The 13,501-nt window shown below is 68.5% G+C and carries 14 protein-coding genes; 4 read left to right on the top strand and 10 right to left on the bottom strand.

The window, feature by feature from the left end; genetic code table 11:
- Window positions 1-876 (top strand): tyrosine-type recombinase/integrase (locus J7024_RS34225; RefSeq protein ID WP_234745877.1); only part of this gene is annotated, 876 nt, incomplete at its 5' end.
- Between the two features lie 37 nt (window positions 877-913).
- Here the strand turns inward: J7024_RS34225 and J7024_RS34220 are convergent.
- The 4 genes from J7024_RS34220 to J7024_RS34205 all read right to left on the bottom strand — a co-directional run bounded on the left by J7024_RS34220 (window position 914) and on the right by J7024_RS34205 (window position 4,366).
- On the bottom strand, window positions 914-1,312 hold the full coding sequence (locus J7024_RS34220) for a lysozyme inhibitor LprI family protein (protein WP_175750458.1): 399 nt from the start codon (window positions 1,310-1,312) through the stop codon (window positions 914-916).
- Window positions 1,313-1,521: 209 nt separating this feature from the next.
- Window positions 1,522-1,740, bottom strand: coding sequence for a YXWGXW repeat-containing protein (locus J7024_RS34215; RefSeq protein WP_124825282.1), 219 nt, complete (start codon window positions 1,738-1,740; stop codon window positions 1,522-1,524).
- A gap of 65 nt (window positions 1,741-1,805) precedes the next feature.
- Complete coding sequence (locus tag J7024_RS34210) at window positions 1,806-2,969, bottom strand: DUF1501 domain-containing protein (RefSeq protein WP_124825283.1); 1,164 nt, start codon at window positions 2,967-2,969, stop codon at window positions 1,806-1,808.
- Window positions 2,970-2,971: 2 nt separating this feature from the next.
- Entirely contained in the window at window positions 2,972-4,366 is a 1,395-nt protein-coding gene (locus J7024_RS34205; protein WP_175769928.1) for a DUF1800 domain-containing protein, read from the bottom strand.
- 612 nt (window positions 4,367-4,978) lie between these two features.
- On the opposite strand from J7024_RS34205, the gene J7024_RS34200 reads away from it, so the two are divergent.
- The gene (locus tag J7024_RS34200) at window positions 4,979-5,737 is read left to right on the top strand and encodes an alpha/beta hydrolase (protein ID WP_234745876.1); all 759 of its coding nucleotides are present in this window, start codon (window positions 4,979-4,981) and stop codon (window positions 5,735-5,737) included.
- Window positions 5,738-5,878: 141 nt separating this feature from the next.
- Here the strand turns inward: J7024_RS34200 and J7024_RS34195 are convergent, their stop codons facing one another.
- From J7024_RS34195 to J7024_RS34180, 4 genes are all read right to left on the bottom strand, one after another.
- On the bottom strand, window positions 5,879-6,382 hold the full coding sequence (locus J7024_RS34195; protein ID WP_124825285.1) for a periplasmic heavy metal sensor: 504 nt from the start codon (window positions 6,380-6,382) through the stop codon (window positions 5,879-5,881).
- Window positions 6,379-6,798 carry a hypothetical protein gene (locus J7024_RS34190; protein ID WP_124825286.1) on the bottom strand — a complete coding sequence of 140 codons (420 nt, stop codon included), beginning with the start codon at window positions 6,796-6,798 and terminating at the stop codon, window positions 6,379-6,381. The genes J7024_RS34195 and J7024_RS34190 overlap by 4 nt, the downstream gene beginning before the upstream one ends.
- The gene (locus J7024_RS34185; protein ID WP_124825287.1) at window positions 6,795-7,559 is read right to left on the bottom strand and encodes an RNA polymerase sigma factor; all 765 of its coding nucleotides are present in this window, start codon (window positions 7,557-7,559) and stop codon (window positions 6,795-6,797) included. Before J7024_RS34185 ends, J7024_RS34190 begins: the two co-directional genes overlap by 4 nt.
- 240 nt (window positions 7,560-7,799) lie before the next feature.
- The gene (locus J7024_RS34180; RefSeq protein ID WP_175769927.1) at window positions 7,800-8,099 is read right to left on the bottom strand and encodes a YXWGXW repeat-containing protein; all 300 of its coding nucleotides are present in this window, start codon (window positions 8,097-8,099) and stop codon (window positions 7,800-7,802) included.
- A gap of 282 nt (window positions 8,100-8,381) precedes the next feature.
- Here J7024_RS34180 and J7024_RS34175 point away from each other — a divergent pair, with 282 nt between their 5' ends.
- The gene (locus tag J7024_RS34175) at window positions 8,382-10,067 is read left to right on the top strand and encodes a purple acid phosphatase family protein (protein ID WP_124825290.1); all 1,686 of its coding nucleotides are present in this window, start codon (window positions 8,382-8,384) and stop codon (window positions 10,065-10,067) included.
- A 317-nt stretch (window positions 10,068-10,384) separates the two neighbouring features.
- On the opposite strand, the gene J7024_RS34170 is transcribed toward J7024_RS34175, so the two are convergent.
- Both J7024_RS34170 and J7024_RS34165 read right to left on the bottom strand, forming a co-directional pair.
- Window positions 10,385-11,017 (bottom strand): LysE family translocator, encoded by a 633-nt coding sequence (locus tag J7024_RS34170; RefSeq protein WP_124825291.1) that lies wholly within the window; start codon window positions 11,015-11,017, stop codon window positions 10,385-10,387.
- 125 nt (window positions 11,018-11,142) lie between these two features.
- Window positions 11,143-12,039: a LysR family transcriptional regulator gene (locus tag J7024_RS34165; protein WP_124825292.1), complete on the bottom strand. Its 897-nt coding sequence runs from the start codon at window positions 12,037-12,039 to the stop codon at window positions 11,143-11,145.
- A 326-nt stretch (window positions 12,040-12,365) separates the two neighbouring features.
- On the opposite strand from J7024_RS34165, the gene J7024_RS34160 reads away from it, so the two are divergent.
- Window positions 12,366-13,214 carry a sulfite exporter TauE/SafE family protein gene (locus J7024_RS34160; RefSeq protein ID WP_124825293.1) on the top strand — a complete coding sequence of 283 codons (849 nt, stop codon included), beginning with the start codon at window positions 12,366-12,368 and terminating at the stop codon, window positions 13,212-13,214.
- Window positions 13,215-13,501: the final 287 nt, after the last annotated feature.

Below are 13,501 nucleotides of genomic sequence, written 5' to 3'. Positions count from 1 at the left end.
GGCGACGTGCGGTGGACGAGCGGCGGCCGACCGCAGCCGCGCGGCGACCCGCGCTGGCGGCCGTTCTACGGGCCGCTGTCGGCGGCCAGCCAGCGGCAGGCGATGGTGATCCTGAACGTGATGTTCTCGTGGCTCGTGCAGGCCGGCTATCTGGCCGGCAATCCGCTCGCGCTGTCGCGGCAGCGGCAACGACGGCCGGCGCCGCGCGTCACGCGCCATCTCGGCGCGCCGCTGTGGCAGGCGGTCAAGGATGCGATCGCCGCGATGCCGCGCGACGAAGCGCGCGCCGCCTTTCATGCGGATCGCGCACGCTGGGTGTTCACGATGCTGTATCTCGGCGGGCTGCGCATCACCGAAGCGGCCGACACGACGATGGGGCATTTCTTCGCGCGACGCGACGCGAACGGGCGCGATCGCTGGTGGCTCGACGTGACCGGCAAAGGCGGCCGGCAGCGGCTCGTGCCGGCCACGGCCGAGATGATGGCCGAGCTTGCGCGCTACCGGCGCGCGCACGGCCTGCCGGCGCTGCCCGCGCACGGCGAGCCCACGCCGCTCGTGCTGCCGGTCGGTCGCACGCGCAAGCCGCTCACGCGCGCGGCGCTGCACCGGATCGTGAAGCAGGTGTTCCGGTTCGCCGCCGACCGGCTGCGTGCGCACGGTGAAGCCGGCGAGGAACAGGCGCGCGTGCTCGAACAGGCGTCCGCGCACTGGCTGCGCCACAGCGCGGGCTCGCACATGGCCGACGGCCGCGTCGACCTGCGGCTCGTGCGCGACAACCTCGGGCACGTGTCGCTGACGACGACCAGCCAGTATCTGCATGCCGACGACGACTGGCGGCACCGCGAAACCGACGAGAAGCACCGGATCGACTGGTAGCCGGTCATTGGCCGTGCGCGATGCTTGCCGACGGTGCTCAGTGCTGCAGTTCCAACCCGCCCAGCCCGTCGTTGCTGCGGCACTTCGCGCGATCGCGTTCCGCCGGCACGTCGATCGTGCCGCACAGCACGTCGATGCGTTTCCGGTAACTGTCGGTCAGACACTGCGTGGTGGTGCAGCGGTTGCGCGCTTTCAGCCACGCCCTCTGGCTCGCGATGAACTGGCGATACTCGGGCGGATCCTCGGTCGGCCGGTTGCCGAAGTCGTACACGACGTCCTGGTAATCCTTGTTGAGCGCATCGTCGAGCCGCGACAACGCCGGATTGCCGCAGATTTCGCGTTCGACGAACGTGGACGCTTTCGCGCAATCGAACGACGCGGCCTGCGCGCCGGTCATGCCGGCCGCGAGGGCCAGCGCAAGAAGCCATGCCTTCATGTGGGTATCGTCTGGAAGAAAACGGCGGCGAACCGTCCGAAGACGATCGTGCATCGGACGGCGGCTCGCCGTGACGGACGAACGGAAATGCCCGCCGCCGGATCGCGCAGCTTAGGGCAACGCGCATCGCAGTTCAATACGCGAGCCCGCTTCCGTTCTCCCGTGCCGTCACATGCGCGGCATATTGCATGCGCTCAATACACGGCCACTCAATACACTGCGACCCAATGCCCGGGCACCCACGCCCAGTGGTTGCCGGCCCAGCGGTAATGCCCCTTCGCCCAGCGATAGCCGGGCGCCGGCGGCGGCGGCGCCGCCTCGGCGACCGGCGCGGGCTGCGGCGGCCGCGCGGGTTCGACCACGCATGCGGACATCAGCGCCGCGCTCGCGGTCACCAGGACGGCAAGCGATATGGATCGGATCTTCATCTTCGATTCTCCCTGTCGTGTTATCGGTTGGTGGATGTCGACACCGGCATGCCGGATGCCGCGCATCACGCCATGGCGTGAACGAGGCCCGTCATCGGCCGCGTCGTGCCGCTTTCGGCGAACAATGCAGCGGCGGTACGGTCGGGGTCGAGCCGCAGGCTTTCGGCAGCCGCACCGGCGATCAGTGCGTCGAGTGACGCGGTCGGCTTCAGGTCGCGCCCTTCGTACAGGTCGGCCGGCCGCAAGCCGGGCCAGTCGGCGATCACGCGGCCGCCCGCGACCGCCCCGCCCGCCAGCATCGCGACCGACGCCTGCCCGTGATCGGTGCCGCCCGTGCCGTTCACGGCGGCCGTGCGGCCGAACTCGGTTGCCACCAGCACCGTCGTCTGCTGCCACGCCGGGCCGAGGCCGTCGCGCAACGCGGCGAGCATCGTGTCGAGCGCCTTCAGCTGATTCGCGAGCCGCGCGTTCTGCGCGCTGTGCGTGTCCCACCCGCCCGTCTCGATCATCGCGATCCGCGGGCCGTCGTCGCGTGCAAGAAACGTCGCCGCGAGCTTGCCGACGCCGGCCGGGTCCTGACGCGCATGCGCATCGCCCGCGAGGCCGCGCGCGGCCATCGCCGATTGCCACAGCGGCCCGAGCTGCGCGTCGGCCTCGTAGAGCGCCGACACGCGTGCGAGCAGATCGTCCGGCGCGGCCGGCAATCCCGACGCCGCATACGACGTGGCCTGCACGCTGCCGCGCAACGCGAGCGGCACGGTCGGCGCGAACGCGATCGCGCTGTCGCGCGTCCTCGGCAACATCGCGGCAAGCCGGTTCAACCAGCCGTCTTTCACCTGGTACGGCGCCCGCCCGCCCGTCTCGAGCACGTTCTGTCCGTCGAAATGCGAGCGGTCCCGATACGGCGACGCGATCGCGTGGACGAACAAGGCCTGCCTGTCGCGATACAACTGCGCGGTCCGCACCAGCGACGGATGCAGCGCGAACGTGCCGTCGACGCGTGTCGCGGCCGAAGCGTCGATCGCGAGCGGGCCGCGCAGCGACGCATACGCGGGTTCCGCATACGGCACGACGATGTTCAGCCCGTCGGCCGCGCCGCGCTGGATCACGAACACGAAGCGCCGGTCGGTGTCGACGTTCGCGAACACGATGCGCGGCGCGACGAGGAACGCGCCTGCGCCGGCGGCGGCAACGCTCAGGAAATGCCGACGGGTAAAGGATCGGGCCATGTTCATCTCCGTTGAAAGTCGGGCGACACGAGCAGCAGCGCAAGCGCCGTGGTCGCGCTTTCGGCGCGCGACAGCGCGGTTGCCGTCGGTGCGCTCAGCGAGCCGGCCAGCAGCGTATTGCCGAGCGTGCGCGGATCGAGCCGGTCGCCGGTGCGCGCGGCGAGCCGCTGCGCGATTTCGACGCGGCGCACCAGCGCATCGGGCGCGGCCCAGCTCGCGGCGACGTCGTCGTAGCCGGCCGGCGACCCGGGCCGCCACACTGGCTGGCCGAGTTGCGCGAGCAACGGCGCGGCCTTCAGGCCGCCCGTGTCGCGCCAGCCGAGCCCCCGCAGCGCCGACACGGCCCACTCCCACGGCGTCTTGAACTTGCGGTTCACCGGCGCCCACGCGTCGGGCGCATCGACGAGCGCGCGATAGACGGTCGGCAGGTCGCCGCCGCTCGCGTCGAATGCGCGTGCGAGCCGGTCGGTCAGCGCGGGCGGCGGATTGTCGGTGACGAAATGACGGGCGAGCTGGAACGCGATATGCCGGCTCGTCGCGGGCGCAAGCGCAAGGTCGGCCAGAATCGCGCGGCCCTGCGCTTCGCCCGGCTGGTCGTAAGTGCGCCCCATCACCGTGCGTGCGCCCGGTTCGTGCAGCTTCGAGCGGAATACGAACGCGCCGGGCGCCGCATCGCCGGGCTGCGGCCCGCGACCGCCCGCGATGCTCCAGCCCGTCAGCGCGCGTGCGAATTCCGTCACGTCCGCTTGCGTATAGCCGGTGCGTACGCCGAGCGTATGCAGCTCCATGATTTCGCGCGCGAGGTTTTCGTTCAGGCCGCGCCGCGCCGCGGGATTGCGGGCGTCGGCGCGCAGCGCGGCCGGGCTGTCGGGGCCGACCGAGCGCGCCTGGTCGAGGAACAGCTGCATCGCGGGATGCTGCACGACGGCGACGAGCATGTCCTCGAAGCGGCCGAGCACGTGCGGACGGATCGCATCGCGCTCGAATGCCCCCGCGTATGCGGCGACCTGCCCCTTGTCGACCGACACCGCGAAATGGTTCGCCCAGAAATGCACGAGACGCTCGACGAACGGCGCCGGTGTGTTCAGCGCACTGTTCAGCCGCGCGGCGACGGCGCTGCGATACGCGTCGTAGCCGTCGCGACGGATCGACTGCGCGGTCGCGCGCCTGGCCGCCGCGTCGTCGCTCGTCATCGCGTTGCGTGCCTCCGCGAAGCGCGTCGCGAGCGCCACCGCGTCAGGCTCGCCGGCCCACGCGGCAGGCCGTGCGTCGTAACGGTCGAGCTGGGCGACCAGCGCCGCCTTCGGATCCGCGGGCGGCGCTTCGTCGGCCCGCGCGCCGAGACCGAAGCGGTTCAGCGCAATGGCGGCCGGTGAGATGTCGTTCGGGTGGTCCATGACGGGGTTCTCGCGATGCGTACCCGTGTTTAACGGACGGTGGCGGGAAATCCGTCGCCGGACGGCTCGATATTTTTTCTTCGTTGCGCCGCGAGCGCATACCTTTCCGTTTGCTTTCAAACGATGACAAAAATTCTCCGGGCCATGCACTGCGCGGATTGCCAGGGATCGCGAAGCCTGATCTTGCGATCCACCGTCGCGATGCCGATTTTGTTCTATCTGTCCGTTTCCGCTCCCGATCAACCGGCGGTCACTCTCGTTCACCCACAAAGGCGAGCGCCATGAGCCTGTCGCCCGCTTGCCCTTCCCGCAAAGCCATCTAGACTCAAAGGAATGTGCCGTCCGCGCGTCACGCGGGTTTCGTCGCCTCGCTCCGAAGCAATGAATCGGCACAACCGGAGACCGATTCAGTTTGTCGAATCGCATTGAACGCCGCGCATCGTGTTGAAGTCGCGGCATGACCTTGACGAGGAGACGTCGCCGCGCACCGTCGAGCGACGGCGCAATGCGGTGGCCGCCACGACGATGACGCATCCTTGCGCACCATTTCATGGCTCGACTCGCCGACGCGCACCGTCGTTCTGGACGTGCGCGTGGCTGCTCGCCATCGCGTTGACGCTGCACGGCCATGCGGCTCACGCACAAAATGCGCCCAGGGTCGTCGACATTCCGACGCGCCCCGGCGTCACGCAACGGTTTCTCTTCATCGCACCGCAAACGCCGAAAATAGCGGCGATTCTCTATGCCGGCGGACACGGTGGACTGCAGTTGGACCCGTCGGGAAGATTCGGATGGGGAGAAGGCAATTTCCTGGTCCGCACCAGAACGATGTTCGTCGATAAAGGCATTGCCGTGGCGGTCATCGACGCACCGAGCGACCGGCAATCCGCGCCCTACCTCAACGGCTTTCGTCTCTCGCGCGAGCACGCCGACGATGCGCGCGCCGTGATCGCATGGTTGAAGACGCAGTTGCACATACCGGTCTGGCTCGTGGGAACGAGCCGCGGCACGCAATCCGTTGCGGCCATTGCGATCGCGCTGGCCGGCGGCGGCGGGCCCGACGGCATCGTGCTGACCTCGACGATCCTGCGCGACAACCGCGGCGGCGACCCGGTCACGAACATGGATCTCGCGAGCCTCAGGATTCCGGTGCTCGTCGTGCACCATGAAAAAGACGGCTGCAAGTTTTGCCCGGTGTCCGAGACGGATACGCTGATGAAGAAACTGGACCAGTCGCCGAAAGCCGATTTGATGATCGTGTCGGGCGGCACGTCGCGCGGCGATCCGTGCGAGGCGTTCGCCTATCACGGCTTCAATGGCGTGGAGGGCAGCGTCGTCGATGCGATCTCGGCGTGGATGCTTGCGCGTTGAGCATGTCGTATCCGTAACGGGATCGCACGTTCGTGGCGACGCTTCGCGGAAGTTCGCCGCCGAAGGTTTTCCGTCAGTGATCTGCGCATGCGATATCGGGAATCGACGACGCGAGCCGAACCCGATCGCATGTCGCCATGCTTACGGGCTCCCCGCTTCGTCCGGCTTCTTCTGCAATTTCGCCGGCAGCCGCCAGTTTCCGCTACGTCGCAACCCGTCGACGAACTTCGCGCGCTCGTCCGGTGTCAGCGTCGCCGCGAAATCGACGACACTGCGCTCGACCTGCCCGCGCAACGCGGTATCGGCCGCACGCGTACGATCGAGCGCGGCATCGATCGCCGCGCGATCGAGCTGCGGCGCAGCCAGCAAATCCAGCACGGTGATCCGGCCATCGCGCCCCTCGCGCGCGAAATCCCGACCGTCCTTGCGCGCCGCCTTCAGCGCCGCGGCAAATTCCCGCCGACGCGCGTCGGTCAATTCGTCCGCGGCGAAACGCAGCGCGGTGTGCTGCGCAGGCATGCCGGCCACATGCAGGCCGCGATGCGTCGAGAACCACTGATACGCGCCGCCGCCGATCGCGCCGAGCATGAACACGTTCAGCACGACGGAGCCGACGAGGATGTACTTCCAGCCGCGTTCGCTCACTCGTCGCCTCCGTCGATGCTCGGGCCGCCGAACGTCGTCGTCAGGTAGCCGGGTTCGTGCTGCGCGATCGGCGCGCTGCCGAGCATCAGCATAGACACGGCCACCGCGCCCGCCAGCGCACCGGCCAGCCCGACGCCCGCGAACGCCGCGCCCGACCACCACACATTGCCGCGCCGCCGCGCGCGTTGCGGCGCGGGCGCCGTCGCGACGATGCGTTCGACCAGCGCCGGCGCGGGCGGCGCAACCGTGTCTTGCGCGAGCCACGCATCGAGGTCGGCCGCATCGTCGAGCGCCTCCAGCGCGTCGCGCGGATGCGCCTGGGCCCACGCTTCGGCCGCCGCACGTTCGTCCTGCGGCCAGCGCCGCGCATCCGAGCCATACGCGGCGACGATGGTACGGAATCGTTCGGGTGTCATCGCTTTTCCTCGCTAGGTGGGTCGCCGGCCAGTTGCGCACGCAGGTTGCGTCTCGCGCGCGCGAGCAGGCTTTCCAGCGCATCGACGGTGATGCCCATCAGGTTGGCCGCTTCGATGTTCGACATTTCCTGATAGTACTGGAGCACGAGCGCCTCCCGCTGCCTCGGCGGCAACGCGGCGAGCGCGTCACGCACGCGCGCGTCGCGCGAGCGCAGCTCCGCGTGCGCGGCCGGCCCGGGTTGCGTGTCGGGCACCTCGGGCAGCGTGTCGACCGGCTCCTCGCGCCGCCCGCGCAAGCGGTCGTAGCAGAGGTTCAGCACGACGCGATGCAGCCACGTGTCGAAGCGCGCCTCGCCTTCCCGCCAGCGCGGTGCGTGATTCCAGATCCGCAGGAAGGTTTCCTGCGCGACGTCCTCCGCTTCGTTGCGGTCGCCGAGCATGCGGGTCGCCAGCGCGAGCAGTCGCGGCAGCTTGCGGGCGACGAGCACGCGCACGGCCGACGCGTCGCGCGCGCCGACCCGTGCGACGAGTTCCGCGTCCGGATCGCCGTCGCTCAACGCAGGTTGCTCCGCCGTGTGCCGCGCATGCGCCGCACTGTACCGGCGGGTGCGCCCGCCGTCCGGATGAAGCTCATCATCGTGCTCTCCTTGCATGCGTCGGGCCGGCGCCGCCGGGCGCCACGCCGACGGTTCGGCGGCGTGTGGTGCGCCGCGACCGATGTCGGCACTGTCGGCTTCATCGACATCCGGCTCGAACCGCATACCGATCCTGTCGATCGCTCGCCGGGCGCCGCGACCTGCGGCAGCCGGCCGGCGCGATCAATATACGACGACCGGCGCGGGCCGGTAATAGGCGGGACGCGCCGGCACCACGACGCAGCCGGCCAGCACGATGACCGCGGCCGCCAGTATCACGATGGTTCGGAAAGGCATGGTTCGACTCATGGCGTCTGGACGATATTCCGCCGCGCCGGCGCTGCGCGCCGCGCGACACCGTGTGCATCACGCCCAGTGGCCCGGCACCCAGCGCCAACCGGGGCCACGCGGAGCCCAGTGTCCGGGCACCCAGCGATAGCCCACGCGAACCGTCTGCCAGTGTCCGGGGACCCACACGTAGCGGCCCTGCCGCCAGCGCCAGTGGCCGTGATCCCACACATAGCCCGCACGCGGCGCCGGCACGACTTCGACGCGCGCCGGCGGCGGTGCGATCGGCGCGACGATAACGGCCTGTGCGAATACGGCGGACGTCGCCAGCGCCGCTGCGCAGCCGGCAGCTAATCGCAATGATGCGGAAAGTTTCATGAAAGACTCCGAAGCGTCGGCTCAGCCGGAAGCAGCTGTTCATTTCCTTGAACGACGCGTGCGGACGAAATCCGTCGCGCCATCGGCAAATAAATTTCCGCCGCGACGAAAGCACCGATGGAGGCGAACGATACGTTGTTTGCCGTCTGTCACAACCCGGCAAAACAGCCCTTCGACAATGCGTGTCACCGGGATCCCGCTCGTTTCCGGCCCACGCCCCGGCCGCGCATGCGCCGGCCGGGCGGTTCCTCATCTCGCGTCCCAATCAACGAAAATACGATCATGTCGAACCCGGACAACTTCTCCGCCGAGCCGAACGAGCCGGCCGCTTCCGTATCGCGTCGCGGCTTCCTGAAACTGGCCGGCGTATCGAGCCTCGCCACCGCCGCGGGCGGGCTTGCGGCCGCCCGTGCCGCCGCGTCGAGCCCGGACGGCACGCCCGAGCAGGTTCACCTGACGTGGGGTAGCGACCCGACGTCCGAAGTCGCGATCTCGTGGGTGTCGCTCGCGCCGGCCGTCAATCCACGCGCGCGCATCGTCGCCGACGGCGAGGCGGCACGCACCGTGCACGGCGTGCAGCGTATCTACACCGATGGCCTGAACGGCGAGACCGTGTTCACGTATCACGCCCGCGTGCACGGACTGAAGCCGGACACGCGCTACCGCTACGAGCTGACGGCCGACAACGACAGCAACGCCGCACAGCCGTTCTCCGCGACCTTCACGACCGCGCCGCGCGGCCGCGCGCCGTTCCGCTTCACGAGCTACGGCGACCTCGCGACGCCGAATGGCGCATGGGTGCTGTCGTCGCCGCAAAGCCGCTTCGCGGTGCAGGCCGTCGAGCAGTTCCAGCCGCTGTTCCACCTGCTGAACGGCGACCTCTGCTACGCGAACCTGAACCCCGCGCATCAGCCCGAGGTGTGGCGCGACTTCGGCAACAACAACCAGACCTCGGCTGCGAATCGTCCGTGGATGCCGTGCCCCGGCAATCACGAGATCGAATTCAACAACGGCCCGCAAGGCCTCGACTCGTATCTCGCGCGCTACACCCTGCCGGAGAACGGCACGCGCTTTCCCGGCCGCTGGTACAGCTTCCGCGTGAGCTCGGTGCTGTTCATCTCGCTCGACGCCGACGACGTCGTGTATCAGGACGCGGCCGCGTTCGTCGGCGGCCCGGATCCGCTCGTGCCGGCCGCGAGCACCGGCCGCCCGCCGATCGCGCCGGGCACGTCGTTCTACGTGCGCGGCTACAGCAACGGCGAACAGACGCGCTGGCTCGAGCACACGCTGCGTCACGCGTCGCACGACGACGACATCGACTGGATCGTCGTGCAGATGCACCAGGACGCGCTGAGTTCGTCGAAGACGGGCAACGGATCGGACAAGGGCATCCGCGAGGCATGGCTGCCGCTGTTCGATCGCTACGGCGTCGATCTCGTGCTGTGCGGCCACGATCACGACTACGAGCGCAGCTACCCGGTGCGCGGCTGCAATCACCGCGCGGGCGTCGACGCGTCGACCGGCGAAGTCGTCGAGACGCTGCAGCCGCGTCCGGTCGGCACGGCCGATCCGGCGCGCACGACGTTCGACACGAGCCACGGCACGATCCACCTGATCCTCGGCGGCGGCGGCACCAGTGCGCCGCTCGACGTGTACGGCGAGAATCCGGCGACGGGTTTCGCACAGGCGAAGATCTTCACGAAGCCGAACCGGCCGGTGCCGGGCACAGCCGCGAACACGTTCGTGCGCCAGGGCGCCGATGCGCTCGAGGACGCGATCTGGTCCGCGCGCCGCGATACCGGCACGGGGTACGGCATTGCCGTGTTCGACCACGATCCGGGCAAGCCGGGTGGCCAGACGACGATCACGATGCGCTACTACCACGCGCCGGGCGCGGATCAGCAACCGACCGCGCAATACGAGCTGTTCGAGACGATCGAGCTGAGCAAGAAGCGGCGTGGGCATTGATGCGCCGGTCGCCCGCCGCGCGTGAGGGCGTGGCGGACGACCGGGGGCGCATGCACGCCCCGCTCCGCCTCGCGCGGCAGGCATCGCCCGGGTCCGCTATTTCGCACGTCGCGACGGGCTTGCAGCACGCGACCTCCGACGCGTAGACGTACGACACCTCGGCATGCGCGATGCCGGCGAGCGTCGCGAAGACCGCGACAGCGGCGGAAAATGCAAGTTTTGAACGACTCAAGGCCGGGCCCCCGGCTATTGGTTTTGTCGGACTCGATACCTGCAACGACCGCCGTTCGACTCCGTCAGCACCCAAGCGCACTCGTCTAGCTTCGCGATTCCAACGCGATGCGTACGGCCAATCCGGCCAGTACCGTCCCCATCAGCCAGCGCTGAGCCAATGCCCACATCGGCCGTCCGGCAAGAAACCCCGCGATCGCACCGGCCATGCACGCGATCAGCGCGTTGACGCAGACGCTGACCGCGATCTGCACGCAGCCCAGTGCGAGCGATTGCGTCAGCACGCTGCCATGCCCCGGTGAAATGAACTGCGGCAGCAGCGACAGATACATCACCGCGATCTTCGGGTTCGCGAGATTCGTCACGAAGCCCATCGCGAATAGTCTCGCACCGCTGTCGTGCGGCAATTGCCGGACCTGGAACGCCGAGCGACCGCCCGGTTTGAGTGCATTCCACGCGAGATACAACAGATACAGCGCGCCGCAAAAGCGCAACGCGTCGTACGCATACGGCACGGTCAGCACCAGCGCGGTAATGCCGAACGCTGCGCAGAACATGTAGAACACGAACCCCAGCGCCACGCCGCCGAGCGACACCAGCCCCGCGCGGCGGCCCTGGCAGATCGAGCGCGAGATCAGGTAGATCATGTTCGGGCCGGGCGTCAGCACCATGCCGAGCGACAAGAGTCCGAATGCAATCAGGGCGGGCAATGCCGGCATGGCGATATCCTTCGAGGCAATGGAATCAGTGGCGTGTATCCAGCAATGTATTGCATGTCGATATGCGTCGGCATGAATAAACTGCAAGTACCGCATGAGCGCGCTTCATCGCGCCGCGCCCCCCATTACTTGCCCTTGTTCGCCCGCGTCCGGGCCGCCTTGCCTGCCTTGGCGCGCTGCGCGTCGACCAGCTTCACGAACTCGTCGGCGACCGCGTTGCCGGTCGCATTCCACGCCAGGCGCACCGAACGGCGCAGCCTGGGCGACAGCTCCAGCACCCGTCCGCCGAATCGCGTGTAGGTCAGCGTGATGCGCGGAACGATCGACACGCCCATTCCCGCCTCCGCCATCGACAGGATCGTCCGCATCTCGACCACGTTGAACCCGGCGCGCAGTGCCGCACCGTTGCGGGCGAAGTAATCCGCGATGACCGGCCCGCACCCGGCTTTCGAGAAAATGAATGGCGCCGCCGACAACACCTTGGCCGACACGCTCTTGCGGCCGTCGAACGTGTCGTGCGCAGCCACCGCGACGAAATCCTCGTCGAGCAACGGCAAGTCGTGCGCGAACGTCTTGGTGCCCGCCACCACGCCGATGTCGGCCGTCCCGTCGTCGATCCACCCTTCGACTTCCGCGTCCGTGCCTTCGAGCAGCACTGCCGTCACGCCCGGATGCCGCTCTTTCAGCGTCTCCAGCGCAGGCACGACGAACGCCAGCGATACGCTCGGCAACGACGCAACCACCAGCCGCCCTTCGAGCTTGCCGCGCGACAGGCTGAACTGCTGGCGCAGCGTCTGCGCTTCGCGCACGACGTTCTGCACGTACGGCCACAGGCGTTCGCCCGCGGCGGTCAATACGACCGGCTGCCGGTCGCGCAACAGCAGCTTGACCTCGGTGAGCTCTTCCAGTTCGGTCAGCGCGTGGCTGATCGCGGACTGGCTGCGGCTGAGCCGTTCGGCCGCGGCCGTCAGCGAGCCGAGTTCGACCACGGCCGCCAGTGCCTGCAACTGCGCAAGCGTCATCTCGCCTCCTCGTTTCGATGCATGCATTTTTCACATGACAGGGTCGCACATCATGAATCGAATTGTATTGAACGGCGGCAACGACAGGTGGCGCTCGCCGATGCCCCGCGCCGCGCTCGGGTAAGATTCAGCCTCGAACCGTGTTCGTGCTGTCGAAGGGGTGCGCGTCTGCTGCGGTCCGGCTGGCGTAGACCGACGGCCGGACCGCAGCAACCGGGCGACCGGTTCGACTCCCAACCCGACAACAACTGCGTGCCGAGCCGCACGCGCCGGCAGCGAGTGCGCTCGATCGCGCCCGCCGCCGGTTATGTCTCGACCTGCTTCCGATGACCCATCTCGATCTGACTGAAGGTGTGCTGGTTTCCAGCCTGCACGGGCTTGCGCTGCTCGATCTCGCCGGCATCGCCGTCGCGCTGCTGCTCGGCGGCATGGTCAAGGGGATCACCGGCATCGGCGTGCCGCTGGTCGCGATGCCGATCCTCAGCCAGTTCCTGCCGATCCGGCATGCGGTGCTGCTGCTGTCCATGCCGATCATTCTCGGCAACATCCCTCAAGCGCTCGAAGGCGGCGAAGTGCTGGCCACCGCCCGCAAGATCGCCGCGCCGATCGTGGGTACCGTGATCGGCAACGTCGTCGGGGTCGCCATCCTCCTTTCGCTGAACGCCGGGCACGCGCAGGCCGCGTCGGGCGCGCTGCTGATCGTCGCCGCGACGCTGATGCTGAGCGCGCCGAAGCTCAACCTGCCGCCCGCGTGGCAGAAGCCCGTCGGATTCGCGCTCGGGTTCGGCGCGGCGCTGATGGAGAGTATCGCGTCGGTACCGGGGCCGCTGCTCGCCACCTACCTGATTTCGTCCGGCGCGACCGGCCGGGCCTTCACGAAGCAGATCGCGATCATCCTCGTGGTGTCGATCGTCACGCTGATCACGACATTCGGCGGTGTCACGCACGCGAGCGGCGCCGACCTCGCGGTTTCCGCGATGGCCAGCCTGCCGGCCATCGCCGGCATGTGGCTCGTTCGGCCCCTGCGGGACCGGATGTCGCCGCGTATCTTCCGGACCGTCGTGCTGTTGTTCGTGCTGGTCGCCGCGTCACAGATGATCTGGAAGTCCGGCATCTTCCGGCACGCGGCACCGCCCGCCGCGCAGATGGACAACGGGCACGCCGGCAAGAAATGACGCCGGCGACGCCGCCCCTGCTCCCCGACTGCAAGAAATCGCGCATGCGTTCTGAAAGCTCCGAAGCGTAGTATTCGCGGACCTGACGCACCGCGCCCGACTCCGAGAGAACGGGCCGGCGTCCGGTATCGACATTGCTGCTTGCCGGCCGACACCCCGTCGGCGACGGCACGTTCTTCAAAGGCGCGAAATGGACACATGGGTGTTGCTGGGCTGCGGGTTCGGTCTCGGTTTGCTGATTGCCATCTGGGGGATCTGGTCGCTCAAGTAACGTGAGCACGACGAAG

This window comes from Burkholderia sp. WTPI3 (assembly GCF_021483755.1).
Lineage (GTDB): Bacteria > Pseudomonadota > Gammaproteobacteria > Burkholderiales > Burkholderiaceae > Burkholderia.
This window is presented reverse-complemented; position numbering and strand designations above follow the sequence as displayed.